Here is a 17,297-nt window from a genome sequence, read left to right as displayed (position 1 = left end):
ATATCTGCCTTATTTAGCAAGCATGAGCATGATCTCATTGCTCCTCTGAACGAACTTGGTCATTGCCTCACCCTCTAATGGTGCGTTCTGGATGCATGCAAGATCATAGAGCTGTTCGCAGATCATCTTTGTGTTATCGCCGTCCTCGTGCTCCATTACATACTGTACAAGAGGATGGTTTGCATTGAGGATAAGTGTCTGGCCTTCCTTACCGAAATCACCAAATCCCATGCCCATTCCGTTGGCAGCATACATCTTCATCATGTCTGCCATACGTCTTGATTCCTCAGAAACAGTAAGCATTGAAGAAACCTTTTTATCCTTGAGCTTCTCAAGTTTGATGTTGAGCTTGTCATTCTTGAGGGCCTTCTTGATCTTCTCTGAAAGTTCTTTTTCCTTCTCTTCAAGCTCAGCTGCTGCCTTCTTGGAAGTTCTGGACTTAAATGTATCTGTGAGATCTGCATCGATTCTCTGGAATCTGATGCCCTCGTTCTTTCTCTCAAGCTGCTCCATGAAAGGCACATCGATGTTGTGCTTCATGATGAAAGCTTCCATCTTCTGAGCCTTGAACATGTTGATGTACTGGCTCTGCTGCTGCTCGTCAGTTACGTAGTAGATGGTACGTGGCTCTTTTTCCTTCTCATCCTCAGCCTTAGCTGCATCTTCAGTCTTAGCGCCTTCGTCTACCACCTCAGCCTCTACCTTATTGCCGTTTTCGTCAACAGCATTCTCTTCCTTATCTGCTTCCTCTTCAGCTTCCTTGTTGATCTGAAGAGCTTCAGGAGTTGTAAGGTACTTGCCATCCAGGTTCTTGAAGAGAATATAGTCTGTCATCTTCTCGCAGAACTTGTCATCGCGCAGGCAACCATATTTGATGAATGGGCTGATGTCATCCCAGTACTTGTCGTAGTTCTCTTTATCTGTCTTGCAAAGGCCTGCTAGTTTCTCTGCAACCTTCTTGGAGATGTACTCAGAGATCTTCTTAACGAAGCCGTCGTTCTGAAGAGCTGATCTTGATACGTTAAGAGGAAGATCAGGACAGTCGATGACACCCTTAAGGAGCATCAGATACTCAGGGATAACCTCCTTGATGTTGTCAGCGATGAATACCTGGTTGTTGTAAAGCTTGATTGTTCCCTCTATAGATTCGAACTCCATGTTGATCTTAGGGAAGTACAGGATACCCTTTAAGTTGAAAGGATAATCCATGTTCAGGTGGATCCAGAAAAGAGGCTCCTTGAAATCTCTGAACACCTTTCTATAGAACTCCTTGTACTCCTCCTCTGTGCAATCCTTAGGTGTCTTAGCCCAGAGAGGATGTGTATCGTTAAGAAGCTGAGGGCGTCTTCTTATCTTGTACTGAAGCTCAGGTTCCTCAGTCTCGCCTTCCTTCTTCTCAGGATGAACTTCCTCGATTACGGTATCAGAGTCGAGCTTCTCAGAAGCCTTGATAGTCTCTGTTCCTTCCTCGTTCTCCTTTGAAAGATAAATTTCATAAGGCATGAATGAGCAGTACTTTTCGATTACTTCTCTTGCCTTGTACTCGTTGCAGAACTCAAGGCAGTCCTCTGAAAGGTGAAGTGTTACTGTTGTACCAACCTCTGTCTTGTCGCCATCCTCCATCTCAAAGTCAGAGCCGCCGTCACAGGTCCAGTGAACAGCAGGGCCTCCCTTGCAGGAAAGTGTATCGATATCTACGTTGTCAGATACCATAAAGGTTGAATAGAAACCAAGGCCGAAATGTCCGATGATCTGGTCTGCGTTTGCCTTATCCTTGTACTTGTTAAGGAAGTCTGTAGCGCCTGAGAAAGCCACCTGATTGATGTACTCCTCAACCTCCTCAGCTGTCATACCAATACCGTTATCTACAACCTTGATAGTCTTGTCTTTATCGTTAAGAATGATGTCCACGCGAGGCTTGAATCCATCAGGAAGCTGGTACTCACCCATCATATCCATCTTGCGGATCTTGGTGATAGCGTCGCATGCATTTGAGATTACTTCTCTGTAAAAGATATCATGATCCGAATAAAGCCATTTCTTAATGATCGGAAACATGTTCTCGCTGTTGATTGAAAGATTACCCTTTTTTGAAGCCATAATTCTCACTCCTTTGTTAAAAGAAATATTGGCCCAGGCAAATGGTATACTCCGGGCCCAAATAAAATTTTATGACCCCCAAGGGTAAAAGTCAACAAAAATTTAGCACTCACTTAATGTGAGTGCTAACAAAGTTTTTTTATATATCTGGTTTGTAATTAGATTACCGTTCCTCCAAGGATTGCAAGGAGTCTTAAGAATCCGCAATAACCGTTGGAATCAAGAAGGCCTCTGATATTGTAACCTGCAGGGATAACTACCTTGTAGGTCTTTCCGCCGTAACCAAATACTACGTTAACGTCGATATCGCTTCTTGCCATCATGGCATCAACCATCTTGGAATCGAAAAGGGATGGCTGGTCAGTTACAAGGTTTAATGCACCGCCTGCTGGAACTGATGCAACATTACTGATAACTGCTTCCTTGTACTGAGCGGGAGAAACCTTTCTAACTTCAAAAGCAACTGTCTGTGCTGGCTTTTCACCACTGACCTTTGCGATGAATGCCTGGGTGTCAGCCTGGCTTGTAAGGTTTGATACTGCAGCAAGAGTCTGAGTAGATGTTGGAGCAATCTGTTGAACAACCTCAGGCTGTGAAACCTCTTCTACAACAACCTCGTAGGAAGTCTCTGCTGCCTTTGTTACAGGGATGAGTTCTGCTCTAACGTTGATCTTTCCGCCTACACCAATAAGAACAAGCTCGTAACGACCATTTCCCTTGTCTGTAACCTTAACATTCTCACCGCCACTGAGGTAATATCCGCTTGGAACATCAGCAGCAACTTCAAAAGCCTGGTTAATCTTGGTTACAAAATAATCCTGAGCATCAATTGTCTTTGTGCTTGCTGTAACTGTTACATTATCATCGTGCTTGATGATGTAATTGATAGCATTTACTACCTGGTTGTATGCTACCTGGTAAGCTTCAAAATAATCATTATCTTTACTGTTATTGATAAGTCTTTTACTCTCTATTGCATATACGGTAATCTCAGGCATTTCAGCTACAAGTCTGTCACCGGCTGCTTTGCTTCTTGCCTGGAAGCTTTCCTCGCTCTCGCCTGCTGCAATGCATCTTTCATGATAATCCTGATAACTGCCACCTGTCATCGGAGGGTTATAATACTGGGACTGTGAATCATAGTAATCGAGCATGGAATAACCGTCTTTGATAACAATACCGTACTCGTCACCTTTAATGGTTCCCAAAACTGTGATAGAGCCTTTTTCTCCGTTAGTATTGGTATCTATTGTTATACCGGAACCTACAGATGTTACATCACCTTTGACAAGAATATCTCCGTCACCATCTGTAAAGATTCCTGCACCGTCTATGTAGTTGGTGTAACCAATTGCATTCTGTTCATTGGCTGTAGCATCTGCCTTTACTGCATATCCCAAGTTGCTTCTATCTGATCCTGGCTTTATTTCTTCAGTTCCTGTGGTCTGTACAATATCTGATCCGGTATATTTATGGCCTGATATAACTGACTGCTGACCAGTTGCCACAACATCTCCGTTAACAGTCAGGTCACTGTCATCACTAACACTTGCTCCGTTCGCGCCTCCAATAACATTGCCACCAACAGTAACAGAAGCACCTCCACTAACACTGACACCTGCCTCGGCTCCACCAGACTTGGTCTGAGTGTCATATTCACGTATTTCATAAACCTCAGTATCGTTATATTTATGAAAATATGTATAGTTTGGACCATAGCTCTGTTCTTCACCTGTAACAACCGCAGATCCATCAACATTTCCACTTATTGTAACGTCTGTCTCAGATCCTGATACTTCTACGAGAGCGTCATTTATCAGACTGTTATCAGTTCCATCAGAAACTACATTTCCTTCAATATTTCTATCACTGGTAATGTCCAACTTCTCTGTCACATCCTCTGCATATGCTGTCATGCAAGGTGCAATTACCATTGAAACTGCTGTTACTGCTGATGTAATGCCTACAAGAGTCTTCTTGTACATGCCACACGTACCTCCGTTATTTAACACACTTTTTATTTTGTGAATTTTTTGTGTCCAACGAGAGCATAGTAACGCTTAAGGAGAACAAATTCCACCCCTTTTGATACGAAAATTTGTCACTTTTGCAACCAAATTTCAATCATTTGATATTACGCTAGAAATTTTGTTTTTGGAATGGGCGGTTTTGGTTGACCGAAAGGCACTGTAATGCAACAATAATGTGCAAAGAGAATGCAGAAGGGAAAAGAGCTATATGAGGCTATTATTTATAAGACATGGAGATCCAGACTATCAGGCAGACAGCCTGACTGAAAAAGGACGAGTTGAAGCTGAGCTTTTGGCCAGACAGGTAAAGGATCTTGGAATCGATGAGGCTTTTGTTTCACCTCTTGGAAGAGCCGCTGCCACAGCGGAATACAGCTTAAAAGAGCTAGGGATGAACGCAACTACTTTGGAATGGCTACAGGAATTTCCTGCTCTTTTCGATCCGAACAAAGCAGATGAAGAAACAAGAAACGCCTATTGCAACGAACTTGCCAAAGATCCGGAGACAGGTCTTTTCAAAAAACGCATTGTCTGGGATATGATGCCTTCATATTATGGTGATCACTCAGAGATGTTTGATGTAAATGGATGGAGAGAGTCTTCTTTAATAAAGGCTTCAAATGCCTGTGAAATATATGATCAGGTCATCAGCTCTTTTGACCGGTTTCTGAAAGACTATGGATATGAAAGAAATGGAAATATCTATTCAGTACGTGAAGGAAACGACAAGACACTGGCATTTTTCTGCCACTTTGGAATAACCTGTGTACTTCTGTCAAGGTTATGGAACACTTCACCTTTCGTTCCACTGCAGTTTCTGGCCATGGCCCCAACCTCCCTCACAGAGGTAGTCTCTGAAGAAAGACAAAAGGGCATTGCAATTTTCAGGACTCTGCGTATTGGTGATATTACCCACCTGACTATTGGCGACGAGAAGCCTTCTTTTTCTGCAAGGTTCTGCGAACGCTTTGAAAATAAAGATGAAAGACATTGAATAGTTAGTAATACAAAAGGCTGCCATCACGACAGCCTTCGTGTTGGAATTATTCGTTTGTCTTTCCTGTTACTACACCAGTTCAATCCTAAGTTTCTTTCCTAGGCCTTTTGCTAATTCATTCAATGTTGTAAGGGTAGGGACACATACACCTTTTTCTATCCTGCTAATATTTGACTGCCTAACCCCAGACTTCACTGAAAGCTCTTTTTGGGTCATTTTCTTTTCAAGCCTGGCAGCTATAAGCATAGCTTTTATCTGATATTCAAGCTCTGTCTCTTCCCAGGCCTTGGCAAATTCTTCATCTTTGAGTTCTTCCTGTAATAATTCATCAATATCACTCATCTAGCATCCTCCTCTCATAGTCTTCACGGTATTTTTTTGCTAACAAAATTACCTCTTTGGGAGTCTTCTTGGTTTTCTTTATTATCCCATTAGTGACTATTGCTTTGTCTCCTATAGTGAAAAAATATAAGCAACGAGCAATATCGTTTCCTTGGATGGTTCTTAACTCAAAATTATCAGTTTTTCCCATTCTCTGCCATGTAGTCGGAGTAGCTCTTCCCGGTGAACTTCTTGAAACATCTGGAGAAGTAGTTGGGATCGGGGATGCCTACGTCAGAGGCTGCAACGTACATCTTGGTGCCCTTCTCGGCAAACTCTTTCGCTTTTTCCATGCGAAGTTCGTTGAGATATTCCACGAATTTTTTTCCTGTATCCTGCTTGAATTTCCTTGAAAGGTAGCTGGCAGAAAAGCCAAAGTGCTGAGCTACAAAAGCAAGGTTTAACTTGGAGTCTGTAAAGTTGTCCTCAAGATATTTCTTTATCTGATCGGTGGAACCGGCCTCGGCCTGGTCTCCGCCATCATCGGCCTTAGCTTCAAGCTCTGCCCAGTAGTCTTTCTCCTTTGAGATCTTGTCCCTGGCCCTTTCGAGAACCTTTGTTATCTCTTCCCTGACCATGGGCTTTAACATGTACTCAAATACAGGAAGGCTTACACATTTCCTGGCATATTCAAACTGATCGATGGCAGTCATTATGATGATCACAAGGTTTGGATATCTTGAAGTGGCGGTCTCAGTGAACTCAATACCATTCATGAAAGGCATTGAGATGTCCACAAAGGCGATGTCCGGCTTAAGGTCATCTATGATGTTGATTGCCTCAATTCCGCTGGCTGCCTCGCCAACAACCTCCATCCCCAGCTCATCCCACTTGATGGCTGCTCTCATCAGCTTTCTTGCTGACTCCTCGTCATCTATTATCATTACCCTGATAGCTCTGTCCATACTCTCTCCCACAACAAATATATCATCCCGGTTCTCTCAGACCTTCGCTCCCGCCTTTGACATGTCCGGTATCTTGATCTCTATTCTGGTGAACTCCCCGGTCTCACTTTCGATCTTTACACAATCTGCATTGCCGGTATACATGCGAATCCTCTCAATGGTGCCCCAAAGGCCGAAGCTCTCATCCGCTTCAGCAGGCCTGTCCTTCTTATCCATGGAAAGGATCTTTTTGATCTGCTCTTCTTCCATTCCAACACCGGTATCCGTAACAATGATGTGCAGCTCTTTTACCAGATCATCATCTGCAGCCTTCTCTTCCAGGTAGGCCCTGATACTGATAAGTCCCTTTTCACCCTTTAAGCGGATTCCGTGGTAGATACTGTTCTCAACAAGAGGCTGTAAGATCAGCTTTGGAACAATGAAGGATTCCGCAGCCTCTTCTACCTCATATTCGTCCTCTATTATATCACCGTAGCGCAGCTTCTGCAGCGACAGGTAGTCCTTAACGATCTTGACCTCACGGGAAAGAGGTATCTCCCTTCCTCCCTTGCTTAAGAAGTTCCGGTAAAAGCTTCCAAGGGTCTCCAATGCATCGTGAACCTTGTCCGCCCCGGCATCCAGCGCCATAAAGCCAATGGTCTCCAGAGAATTGTACAAAAAGTGCGGTTTTATCTGCTCCTGCAGCACACGCATCTCCGCCTTCTGAAGTGTCTTTTCCTTCTCCATGAGGGTGTCGATCAGCTGGTTCACATGGTCGATCATGTTGTTATAATCACCCTCCAGCATGGCAAGCTCAGTGTTGGGCATTGGCTTATCTATAATCTTCAGCTCCCCTGATACCCTGTTCTTGACGATGGCGTCAGACAGTTCATATATGGGGTCTGTGATATTCTTTTTGACAAAAGAGCCTGTATAAACCGTAGCTGCAACGAAGATGATCAAAAGGATCAGCAGCACGTAAATAATTCTGAAAGGAATACCCTCTGAACCAAAGGAGGAAACCTTCAGGATCACAATGGGGAAATTGCTGACTCTGCAGCCAGACACCAGGCCCTGCCCCTTCCCCTGTCCCAGGGATACTATCTTGTGACTTATTCCTTTTCCGGCAAAAGAGCTGTCGAAGTAATCTGCGTAATCCTTATTCCCCGCCAGGTATATGCCATCATCACTGGTTATGCAGATGTCGTTGTATCGCAGCTGTCCCAGCATCTTGTCAAATACTCTGGTGGAAATATTCATCAGCATTATACCGGTTCTGTCCTGGCTGTCGATATCGTAGATTGCTCTGCCGATGGTAACCATCTGACGGTTGCCGGCTTTGTGGGCTACCCCGTTGGAATTAAGTGAGATCACAGTAGCACCCTTGGCATCGATGATATCTTTTTTCCAATCCTCTGTCTGCATCAGGTCGTAGTCATACCTGTAAGTAAAACGGTTTGTGGACAGCATTATCAGATCATCCCTGATGACTATGACTGTATCAACACCCTCAGTAACATTGAGGATATCCATGACACCGTATCTGGCATCATTGATCATGCTTATGTCTACCACAGAGGAATCTGCCCTGAGAAAATTCACAAGCCGACTTTCAGTCATGACCAATCGAGAAATCTCCGAGTATCCCTGAATATCAGAAGAAATAGTACTTGAAAGAGTCTTAAGAATATTCTCAGACTCACGTTTTCCGTAGTCCCTTCTCTCTCTTTCAGAGATCAGCAAAACTGATATAAGGAAGGAAATAATCACAAGAAAAACAATCCCCAGCACAAGGCGCTGGAGCCTGAAGGAAAGAGACTTTGCTCTCTTATTCTGTTCTGAAGAAAACCTGTTAAATAAACTCATATGCATAAGATAACACGTTTTGTCCTGTCTGTAAAAATTGACAAGCCCTGGGAGCTTATTCTCCAGGGCTTGCCGCGAGGGGTAGTGATAAATATGTTTGTTATAACTCAACCTTTAACCGCACCGGCTATAAAACTTTCCTGGATCTTTCCGCTAAGAAACAGGTAGAAGCCAAGTGTCGGGAAGGTTGCGATAACCAAAGCTGCTCCAATAGGTCCCCAGTCTGTGGTATGCTGACCGGAAAGGGCCTTGATACCTACAGGAAGTGTCCTGTGTTTGGAGTCTGAAATAAATACGTTGGCAAACATGAACTCGTTCCAGCACTGGAGATATGAGTATACGCCAACAGTGGATACTGCGGGCTTCATCAGGGGGAGGATTATCCTGAAGAAGGTTTCCGCAAGTCCGCATCCATCTATTCTTGCTGCTTCGTCCAATGCATAGGGTATCTCCACCATAAAGCCGGTACAGATGAGAATGGACATTGAAAGCGCAAAAGCTGAGTACGGAACGATCAGAGTAGAATACTTGTTGAGCCAGTGCATCTTGGAAAGGACTACGTAAACCGGTACGATGGATGCCTGAATCGGAATTGTAAGTCCCAGCATAAAGAATGCATTGGTAAGCTTATTAAGTCCCCACTTGATCCTTGTGATTGCATAGGTTGCCATCATGGCTGCAATAAGAGATATTGCAATAGCCAGTGTTGTAACCAGCAAGCTGTTCACAAAGTAAAGGGCCATGTTTCCTGTATTAAGGGCTGTGACGTAATTGGACCAGAGCCACTCTTTAGGAAGGCCTATGATATTTGCACCAAATATCTCCTCATTGGACTTAAGTGAAAAAGTGAACATAAAGTAGATTGGAAACAAATTCACTAAAGCCCAGAATACAAGGAATATATACATTAACACTTTGGCGGCCGGATTAGTTTTTCTCACCGCCTCAATCTGATTGTTTTCCATATTATTCATCCTTTTCCCTGAAAGCTGCAGTTATAAGAAGCGCAAAGGCAAAGCAAAGTATTATCAGCATTACCGATATGGTACTTCCCATTCCGTACCTGTTCCTTAGGAACAGCATATTCTCAAGAAGTGTACTTGGTACCTCTGTAGACTGGAAAGGTCCGCCTTCAGTCAGGATACGAACAAGGTCGTAGGTCTTCAAAGATCCGGTAACTGCGAAGATAACGCTTACTCTTATAATTGGTTTGATCACAGGAATAACAATGTATCTGTCCACCTGCCAGGGTGTTGCGCCGTCAAGCATGGCAGCTTCCCTAAGGTCAGTTGAAACGCCCTTTACTCCTGCGTACATAAGAAGCATATGATAGCCGATATACTGCCAGACTGTAGGAACTATGATACTTCCAAGAGCAGTCTTAACATCACCGACCCATACGTGCTTCCAGTCCCCAAGATTAACAGCATCAAGGAATCTGTTTAAAAGACCGTAATCCGGATTATAGATCTTCAGCCAGAGCTGACCTATAACCACCGTTGAAATAAGCACCGGCATAAAGAAAATTGAAAGAAAAGCTCTTTCCTTCTTAGGTTTTCTTCCCAGTAACAGAGCCAGGAAAAGAGCAAATGGCAACTGAACAAATACTGAGAAAAATGCCAGGATCATGGAATTCTTAAGACCCGTCATAAACTTGATGGATCCATTTGTAAATAGCTCTATGTAATTGGCAAAGCCGATGAAAGTGCCCTCCGAAAAGCCATTCCAGTCATACATACTTCTATACACAGATACTGCGATAGGTGCTATAAGTATGCTGACGAAAAGAGCTAATCCCGGAAGAAGAAAAAGAAAAACAGTGATCCCCTTTTTGACATCGATTTTAGATTTCATACACAGGTCCTTCCAAAGAAGCCTCCGGCTCCCCATGGGAAGCCGGAGATTCTTAATTACTTAATTACTGAATATCCTTAGCAAGGCCATCAATGAACTGCTGTCCATCAAGAAGGCATCCATAAACCTGATCTACATATGAAAGATATGTGTTTGCAGAATCAGCGCTCATAGCTGTATCTCCGAAGAGAACGAACTTATCAGCTTTGCTTACGATCTCAGATACAGTCTGTGTAAGAGGATTGATTGAGCTTGTGTCACCATAAGGTGTCCATGCAGGAAGTCCGCAGCCATCAAGGTAACCATAGTGACAGATAAGTCTTCCAAGCTCAAATGTGTACTCTGCTGCTCTCTCAGCGTTAGGTGAAGAAGCTGCAACTGCAAGTGTGTCTGAAGGTCCACCGATAACCTGACCAAGCTTAGCCTTGTCAGCGTTGATAACAGGGAACTCACCAACCTTAACCTTTGCAAGGAACTCTTCGTTAGCTGCGAAATCTGCACAGTTCCATGTTCCGTTCATGTAGAATGCATACTTGCCAGCCATGAAGTTGTTCTTAACTTCGTCGTTTGTAAGGCCGATTCCTGAAGGATCGAAGTAACCATTGTTTACAAGGCCCTGGAATGTATCAACGGCATCAGCAACGTCCTGATTAGCCCATGTAGCTCTTCCAAGGAAGATGTCGTTAAGAGCATCTGCACCAACAGACTTCTCGATAACTGACTCAAGATACTCTGTTACGCACCATGTCTCTTTTCCAGCACATCCGAAAGGAATGATTCCTGCTTCTTTAAGCTTGTCGCAGCAAGCGATGAAGTCCTCATATGTTCCAGGAATCTCATCATAGCCAACCTGCTTAAGAAGTTCCATGTTAGCGAAAAGACCAACGATGTTCATTGTAAGCGGCACACCATAGTGCTTTCCGTTGTAGGTTGAGTTACCAAGCATAGACTCAGGAAGCTCATCCTTAAAGTTCTGATAAGCATCATCAAGGCAGTAAACCTTGCCGGCTTCTACGAAGTCACCAAGGAATGCACATGACCATGTAAAGAAGATGTCAGGCATCTCGTTAGCAGAAACAGCAGCTTTGATCTTTGTCTTGTAAGACTGGTTCTCAAAAGCTTCCCATGTGAAAGTAACTTCAGGATGTGCAGCCTGCATATCAGCGATAGCTGCTTCATAAGAATGACGGTTTGAATCACTCTCAGTAGCAATACACCACATATTAAGTGAAATAGGCTCTGCAGAATCAGTAGCTTCTACGGCTGTAGCCTCTTCGGTCTTAGCCGGCTCAGCTGCTGGTGCAGCAGTCTCTGTAGCAGTAGTATCAGCTGCAGGAGCCGCAGGCTCTGGCGCTGTGCTGCCACAAGCGACGAGTGACAAAGTCATGACACCCGCCAACAATGTTGACGCAATTCGTTTCATTTTCATAACACACCTCTCCTTTTTTGTGAAGTTTGTTACTCTCCATAACCAAGACTCGGAAATGCAAGCATTTCCTCGTTGTGGCTTCTCTCCAAATAGAAATATATTAAAATACATCTAATCGAGCGAGCTCGATATCTGTATTTTATATATTTCTGCTTGGTTCTGGAGAGTAACATATTTATTGTACCCTGACCATAGGCCATGGGTAAGCAACCGTAAGACTATCACCAGCTAAGGTGTAATACAGAAATGCATCCTCGATAGGGTCATCGTACATAAGCCTGATGCATGAATTTGCCTCATCTACTGTGTAACGACCAAAAAAGATATCTTCTTCAGAAAAGCGGCCGTCTTCGGTGAACTGATAGGACCATCCATTGTCCTGAGTCCACACGCCGACGATACCATCCCCTTCCGCCTTCCCCAGGCGGGTGTAAGTTGATTTTTCATACAGGATCATCTGATCTCCGTTCATCTCATAACGGAGACTTTCCTCACCACCGCTCTTATCCTTAAGGGTGATATAGGAATCATCCTTGGTGTAAGTGTACTTATTCCCCTTATAAGTTGCCTTACCATTATCGGAAAGAGCTATGACCTCCTCTGTAGGCTCATGAATATAAGCCCAATGTTCAGTTTTACTTCCACATCCTGTAAGGATTGACACAGTTAATACTATGCAGATTCCCAAAACCCATTTATTAAATAAGTTTTTCATACCCTCGCCCCTTTGATGTGATGTAGAACCGACCACACTTTAAATATATCTAATCGGTATTTCATTTAGAATGGATATATTTGACATTGAGTAGCATATTTTTTACTTCTTTAACAGAATATTTACATTCTGTTTCTTTTTATTGTACGTTTTGCACAAAAATAAAAGCACTTGTTTTTACACAAGTGCTAATTATCCAGCAATGTTATACTATCCCAAAGCTTTTCGTTTAATTCTTTTGTCAAAGTTGCCACAAAGGCATCATACTGAGCTCCAAAAACCTCTCGTTTTCGCTCCTCAACAATCTTGACCTTGTTAGCCTCCGTCTCTTCCCTGTTAAAGGTAGAGATGCATTTGATGATTACATAGCCTTCACTGGTCTCTACAATTCCACTGACCTGCTCTGTTCCCAGATTAAAGGCTGCTGTGTCGTACTCGCTTTCCATATCTCCCTTGCCAAAAGAGATTGTTCCTTCATCAGCCTCATTGTACTGGGCCATAAGTTCCTCAAAACTGCTTTCCTCATTGAGGATCTTTTTCAGGATCTCACGACTGCGCATATACGCATTGTCCTTTTCCCTTGAGGAATACGGAACCTTTGCTCCGCTCTCATCCAGGGTATAGGTCTTTATGAGTATCTGCTCAACAGTAATAGTCCTTGCTTCGTCATCACTTATCTCAGGATTTATATCCCTTATGATGTAGTCATAGAGCTTATCTGCTACGGCCTGTTCCCTGTAGATATTTTCAACTTCCTCCAGGGTAATGCCACTCATCTCTTTTATATCTTCTTCGGAAAGAGCTGCGTAATAGTCCTGAGCATCCTGACTAGCCTTGGAAGCCTCTTTTTCATCAAGCTCTATGCCATTCTCGGTGGCAAGAAGGTTCATGGCCTTTATCTGGGCCACCTTGGCAAGAACTGAATCCTTCAGCCTGTCTTCAACGGTTCCATCATCTGTGGTTGCTGCCCAGATCTCTTTTCCGAAGGTCTTCTCGTACCCCTTCTGAGTATTCACCAGGTAGAACATAGCCTCAGACAAAGAGCAGCTGGAGTCCTCGATCCTAAAGACCTCATCATCAGAAAAGCCCGTGGTGAACACCACCTTACGGTCAAGGCTCTCCATACTGCATCCGGTCAGGAAAAGACATATCAGAAGCCAGGCCAGACAAACGCGCCTCATCAGGCCTCCAGTGTCTTGATAATGCTACGTGCTACAGAAAGTCCGTTGGCACTTGCCTGCTGAAGACCTCTTGTGATACCTGCACCGTCGCCGATAGCACGAAGTCCCTTGATGCTGGTCTCAAAGTCTTTATTTACGATAACCTTGTTGGAGTAGAATTTAACCTCAACGCCGTAGAGAAGGGTCTCCTCAGAAGCAAGTCCCGGAGTAACCTTATCGAGGGCCTGGATCATCTCATCAAGATCCACCATGATTCTGTGAGGGAATACCAATGAAAGATCGCCAGGCACCGCATCCTTAAGAGTTGGGATCAGGTTATTCCTGCAAAGTCTCTCCTCAGTTGTTCTTCTGCCACGCTTGAAATCGCCGTAGGTCTGAACAAGAATCTTTCCACCGCAGAGCATATTTGAAAGCTCAGCTATCTTCTTACCATACTCAATAGGAGTCTTGAAAGGCTTAGTAAAGTTCTTGGATACAAGAAGAGCAAAGTTTGTATTGTTGGTCTTTAGCTCTTTTCCCTTGTAAGCATGACCGTTAACCACTGCAAGACCGTTCTCATAGTACTCAGTTGCAACCTCTCCCGAAGGATTTGTACAGAAGGTACGTACCTTATCATCGAAGGTTGGTGTGTGGTAGATAAGCTTAGCCTCATAGAGATTCTCGTTAAGGAACTGCATTACCTCGTCACGAACCTCAACTCTTACGCCTACATCTACTGTTCCAGGCTTAGTCTCTATGCCGATCTCCTCGCACTTGTCCTTGAACCAGTCAGCACCCTCACGTCCAACTGCGCTTACGATTTCTTTTGCTGTATAGGTCTCGCCCTTATCAGTCTTAACACCGGTAGCTACACCATTTTCCACAATAATTTCAGTTACCATGGTGTTGAATTCGATCTCAACGCCCTTTGAAAGAACGTGCTCCTGGAGCTTACTGTAGATCTTGTATCCCTCTTCGGTTCCAAGGTGTCTTATTGGGCACTCAACCAGCTTAAGGTTAGCGTTGATAGCCTTTCTTCTGATCTCACGGATCTCAACCTCTTTATCAATGCCGTATACGCTCTTGTCAGCACCAAATTTAAGGTATATCTCATCAGACTCATGGATGAGGCTTGTAGCTGAGTCATATCCAAGAATCTCAGGAAGGTTTCCACCAACATCAGGTGACAGCGAAAGCTTTCCATCAGAGAAAGCACCGGCACCTGCAAAGCCAGTAGTGATAGAGCAGGGCTTGCATCCAGCGCAGGTCTTGGTAATTCTCTTAGGGCAGTTTCTCTTTTCTATAGAACGGCCCTTCTCGATCATGAGAACCTTAAGGTCAGGCCTTTTCTCCATAAGCTCATAGGCACAGAAGATTCCTCCCGGGCCGGCTCCAATTATAATTACGTCATATTCTTTTGCCATAAATAGTACTCCATTCCACCGCATAACTTCCGCGGGATTATAACATTAATTATTAGCAGGTAAACAGTATACCATAAAAGTCAAATCTATGCTGACAATAAAAAACATCAATAAAAGTGATTAAATTCACCATGATGTAATTGTTCAATATTGTGCTAAGATAATATTTATCAACAAAAACGTGCAAATTTATCATCAGGGCATATAAATTCGTCAACAAATACGACCGATATTAATGTGTCATGATAAATATCATCAATCTATACAACGGGAGGAACATCATGGAAAACGTTCAGAAGTATCAGAGACAGTATTTTATGCCACCTAAGCCCACCTATGACTGGGTTAAAAAAGACTACGTTGATCATCCGCCAATCTGGTGCAGCGTTGACCTTCGTGACGGAAACCAGGCCCTGATAGAGCCCATGAGCCTTGATGAAAAACTGGAGTTTTTCACCATGCTTGTTAACCTTGGCTTCAAGGAGATCGAGATTGGATTCCCTGCTGCTTCTGAGACAGAGTTTGAGTTTGCAAGAACCCTTATCGAGAAGAACATGATCCCTGACGATGTTACTGTTCAGGTTCTCACCCAGGCCAGAGAGCATATCATCAAAAGAACTTTCGAAGCCGTTAAAGGTGCTCCAAAAGCCATCATCCATCTCTACAATTCTACTTCTGTAGCGCAGCGCGAGCAGGTGTTCAAGAAGGATAAGGAAGAGGTTAAAAAGATAGCTGTTGAAGGCGCAAAGCTCCTTGATAAGCTGGCAAAGGAAACCAACGGTAACTTTTCTTTTGAATACTCTCCTGAGAGCTTCCCCGGAACAGAGGTTGATTATGCGGTTGAAGTCTGCAATGCTGTTCTCGATGTTTGGAAGCCCACCAAGAAAAATAAAGTTATCATCAATATCCCTACAACAGTAGAGATTGCTATGCCTCATGTTTTTGCAACTCAGGTTGAATATATCAGCAAGAACCTTAAGTACCGCGATGCTGTTACACTTTCACTCCACCCTCACAATGACAGAGGTTCCGGTGTTTCTGACGCAGAACTTGGCTGCCTTGCAGGTGCTGACAGAATCGAGGGAACTCTTTTCGGAAACGGCGAGAGAACCGGCAATGTGGACATTGTTACCCTTGCCATCAACATGTTCTCCCACGGCGTGGATCCTAAGCTTGACTTCAGCCACATCATGGAGGTTGGCGAGACCTATGAGCGCCTTACCAGAATGAGGATCTATGAGAGACAGCCCTATGCCGGACAGCTTGTGTTTACTGCTTTCTCCGGGTCTCATCAGGATGCTATCTCAAAGGGCTTTGCATGGCATGAGCAGAAAAAAGACAAGGGTATCTGGTCAGTTCCTTATCTTCCTGTGGATCCCAAGGATCTTGGAAGAGAATACGACGGTGATGTTATCAGGATCAACAGCCAGTCCGGTAAGGGCGGCGTAAGCTACATCCTTAAGACCAACTATGGCATGATGGTTCCAAAAGAGATGCAGGCAGATATCAGCTATACCATCAAGGATATCTCAGACAGAGAGCATGCTGAGCTTTCACCTGCAAGAATATATCAGATCTTCGAAGACAAATACGTCCACAATGACAATGTATTCAGAATTCCTACCGTTCACTTCAAGCAGGTTGATGGCATACTTGCAGAGGTTACAATTACCCATGCCGACAAGGATCACGTGGTTGAAGCCAACGGAAACGGTCGCCTTGATGCTGTCAGCAATGCCATTAAGCAGTACTTCAACATCAGCTACGAGCTTTCAGTTTACGAGGAGCATGCCCTTTCAAGAGGTTCATCTTCAAAGGCCTGCACTTATGTAGGAATCACCTTCAATGGTCAAAAGTACTGGGGTGTTGGAATAGACGAGGATATCATCAAGTCCTCAATTGGTGCACTGGTTATTGCCGTGAATCAGATTGACGCAGTTAAGAATATCAAGAACAGCAAGGATGAGAGAATAAACTCCATCATCAACTACATTCAGGAGAATTACCTGACAGTTACTTTGGATGATCTTTCAAGCCAGTTCTACCTCTCAAAGCCATACCTTTCAAAGTACATCAAGGAAAAGTCCGGTATGACCTTTGGCGAGAACGTAAAGAGGATACGCCTGAACAAGGCCAGCACTCTTCTTCGAAACGGAAACATGAAGGTTGAGAAGGTTGCTGAAGCCGCAGGATATCAGAATGTGGAGCACTTTAACAGACTCTTCAAAAAGAAATATGGTATGACTCCGGTACAGTACAGGAGCAGCAGCCGCTGATAAGGCAACCAAAGCCATACATTCGCAAATACTTGTTTGCTCCTGCGTCGTGGATTACTAAACTTCAAAAACAGCCAAGCACCTCATTTCATGTCATTCAGGACAATCGGTGTTTGGCTGTTTTTTCAATTTGTAATCCATCTCCTCGTGCGAGAACTGCGCATTTCCAAATGTATGGCTT

Annotated in this window: 14 protein-coding genes; 2 read left to right on the top strand and 12 right to left on the bottom strand. The window is 43.9% G+C overall.

All coding sequences use genetic code 11. The features are described from left to right. Positions 1-9: 9 nt before the first annotated feature. Complete coding sequence (htpG, locus tag BO18_RS11310; protein WP_034446298.1) at positions 10-2,100, bottom strand: molecular chaperone HtpG; 2,091 nt, start codon at positions 2,098-2,100, stop codon at positions 10-12. A 158-nt stretch (positions 2,101-2,258) separates the two neighbouring features. Further along, the gene (locus tag BO18_RS11305) at positions 2,259-4,085 is read right to left on the bottom strand and encodes a hypothetical protein (protein WP_034446296.1); all 1,827 of its coding nucleotides are present in this window, start codon (positions 4,083-4,085) and stop codon (positions 2,259-2,261) included. A 253-nt stretch (positions 4,086-4,338) separates the two neighbouring features. Between BO18_RS11305 and BO18_RS11300 the strand changes: the two genes are divergently transcribed. After that, the gene (locus BO18_RS11300) at positions 4,339-5,124 is read left to right on the top strand and encodes a histidine phosphatase family protein (RefSeq protein WP_034446295.1); all 786 of its coding nucleotides are present in this window, start codon (positions 4,339-4,341) and stop codon (positions 5,122-5,124) included. A gap of 72 nt (positions 5,125-5,196) precedes the next feature. On the opposite strand, the gene BO18_RS11295 is transcribed toward BO18_RS11300, so the two are convergent. The 10 genes from BO18_RS11295 to BO18_RS11250 all read right to left on the bottom strand — a co-directional run bounded on the left by BO18_RS11295 (position 5,197) and on the right by BO18_RS11250 (position 14,840). Further along, positions 5,197-5,469 (bottom strand): helix-turn-helix domain-containing protein, encoded by a 273-nt coding sequence (locus tag BO18_RS11295; protein ID WP_034446294.1) that lies wholly within the window; start codon positions 5,467-5,469, stop codon positions 5,197-5,199. Then, complete coding sequence (locus BO18_RS11290) at positions 5,462-5,659, bottom strand: type II toxin-antitoxin system RelE/ParE family toxin (protein ID WP_051688665.1); 198 nt, start codon at positions 5,657-5,659, stop codon at positions 5,462-5,464. The genes BO18_RS11295 and BO18_RS11290 overlap by 8 nt, the downstream gene beginning before the upstream one ends. Further along, positions 5,646-6,413 carry a response regulator transcription factor gene (locus tag BO18_RS11285; RefSeq protein ID WP_034446293.1) on the bottom strand — a complete coding sequence of 256 codons (768 nt, stop codon included), beginning with the start codon at positions 6,411-6,413 and terminating at the stop codon, positions 5,646-5,648. The genes BO18_RS11290 and BO18_RS11285 overlap by 14 nt, the downstream gene beginning before the upstream one ends. A gap of 36 nt (positions 6,414-6,449) precedes the next feature. Beyond that, positions 6,450-8,264 (bottom strand): sensor histidine kinase, encoded by a 1,815-nt coding sequence (locus tag BO18_RS11280; RefSeq protein WP_081860991.1) that lies wholly within the window; start codon positions 8,262-8,264, stop codon positions 6,450-6,452. A 101-nt stretch (positions 8,265-8,365) separates the two neighbouring features. After that, on the bottom strand, positions 8,366-9,223 hold the full coding sequence (locus BO18_RS11275; RefSeq protein ID WP_330379515.1) for a carbohydrate ABC transporter permease: 858 nt from the start codon (positions 9,221-9,223) through the stop codon (positions 8,366-8,368). 1 nt (position 9,224) lies between these two features. After that, positions 9,225-10,112, bottom strand: coding sequence for a carbohydrate ABC transporter permease (locus BO18_RS11270; RefSeq protein ID WP_034446290.1), 888 nt, complete (start codon positions 10,110-10,112; stop codon positions 9,225-9,227). Positions 10,113-10,176: 64 nt separating this feature from the next. Next, the gene (locus BO18_RS11265; protein WP_185752406.1) at positions 10,177-11,541 is read right to left on the bottom strand and encodes an ABC transporter substrate-binding protein; all 1,365 of its coding nucleotides are present in this window, start codon (positions 11,539-11,541) and stop codon (positions 10,177-10,179) included. A gap of 175 nt (positions 11,542-11,716) precedes the next feature. After that, positions 11,717-12,256: a hypothetical protein gene (locus tag BO18_RS11260; protein WP_034446287.1), complete on the bottom strand. Its 540-nt coding sequence runs from the start codon at positions 12,254-12,256 to the stop codon at positions 11,717-11,719. Positions 12,257-12,444: 188 nt separating this feature from the next. Further along, entirely contained in the window at positions 12,445-13,437 is a 993-nt protein-coding gene (locus BO18_RS11255) for a peptidylprolyl isomerase (protein ID WP_034447289.1), read from the bottom strand. Further along, positions 13,437-14,840 carry an NAD(P)/FAD-dependent oxidoreductase gene (locus BO18_RS11250; protein ID WP_034446286.1) on the bottom strand — a complete coding sequence of 468 codons (1,404 nt, stop codon included), beginning with the start codon at positions 14,838-14,840 and terminating at the stop codon, positions 13,437-13,439. The genes BO18_RS11255 and BO18_RS11250 overlap by 1 nt, the downstream gene beginning before the upstream one ends. Positions 14,841-15,121: 281 nt before the next feature. Between BO18_RS11250 and BO18_RS11245 the strand changes: the two genes are divergently transcribed. Beyond that, a complete protein-coding gene (locus BO18_RS11245; RefSeq protein ID WP_034446284.1) occupies positions 15,122-17,116 on the top strand; it encodes a 2-isopropylmalate synthase in 1,995 nt (664 codons plus the stop codon). Positions 17,117-17,297: the final 181 nt, after the last annotated feature.

This window comes from Butyrivibrio sp. AE2032, from assembly GCF_000702965.1.
Note: the sequence above shows the minus strand (reverse complement) of the source record. Positions and strands in the feature narration are given on the sequence as shown.

What these genes read in the sequence shown, in the direction of transcription:
- htpG (WP_034446298.1), bottom strand. Translation starts at nt 2,100, where the DNA reads ATGGCTTCAAAAAAGGGTAATCTTTCAATCAACAGCGAGAACATGTTT.
- BO18_RS11305 (WP_034446296.1), bottom strand. Translation starts at nt 4,085, where the DNA reads ATGTACAAGAAGACTCTTGTAGGCATTACATCAGCAGTAACAGCAGTT.
- BO18_RS11300 (WP_034446295.1), top strand. Translation starts at nt 4,339, where the DNA reads ATGAGGCTATTATTTATAAGACATGGAGATCCAGACTATCAGGCAGAC.
- BO18_RS11295 (WP_034446294.1), bottom strand. Translation starts at nt 5,469, where the DNA reads ATGAGTGATATTGATGAATTATTACAGGAAGAACTCAAAGATGAAGAA.
- BO18_RS11290 (WP_051688665.1), bottom strand. Translation starts at nt 5,659, where the DNA reads ATGGGAAAAACTGATAATTTTGAGTTAAGAACCATCCAAGGAAACGAT.
- BO18_RS11285 (WP_034446293.1), bottom strand. Translation starts at nt 6,413, where the DNA reads ATGGACAGAGCTATCAGGGTAATGATAATAGATGACGAGGAGTCAGCA.
- BO18_RS11280 (WP_081860991.1), bottom strand. Translation starts at nt 8,264, where the DNA reads ATGCATATGAGTTTATTTAACAGGTTTTCTTCAGAACAGAATAAGAGA.
- BO18_RS11275 (WP_330379515.1), bottom strand. Translation starts at nt 9,223, where the DNA reads ATGGAAAACAATCAGATTGAGGCGGTGAGAAAAACTAATCCGGCCGCC.
- BO18_RS11270 (WP_034446290.1), bottom strand. Translation starts at nt 10,112, where the DNA reads ATGAAATCTAAAATCGATGTCAAAAAGGGGATCACTGTTTTTCTTTTT.
- BO18_RS11265 (WP_185752406.1), bottom strand. Translation starts at nt 11,541, where the DNA reads ATGAAAATGAAACGAATTGCGTCAACATTGTTGGCGGGTGTCATGACT.
- BO18_RS11260 (WP_034446287.1), bottom strand. Translation starts at nt 12,256, where the DNA reads ATGAAAAACTTATTTAATAAATGGGTTTTGGGAATCTGCATAGTATTA.
- BO18_RS11255 (WP_034447289.1), bottom strand. Translation starts at nt 13,437, where the DNA reads ATGAGGCGCGTTTGTCTGGCCTGGCTTCTGATATGTCTTTTCCTGACC.
- BO18_RS11250 (WP_034446286.1), bottom strand. Translation starts at nt 14,840, where the DNA reads ATGGCAAAAGAATATGACGTAATTATAATTGGAGCCGGCCCGGGAGGA.
- BO18_RS11245 (WP_034446284.1), top strand. Translation starts at nt 15,122, where the DNA reads ATGGAAAACGTTCAGAAGTATCAGAGACAGTATTTTATGCCACCTAAG.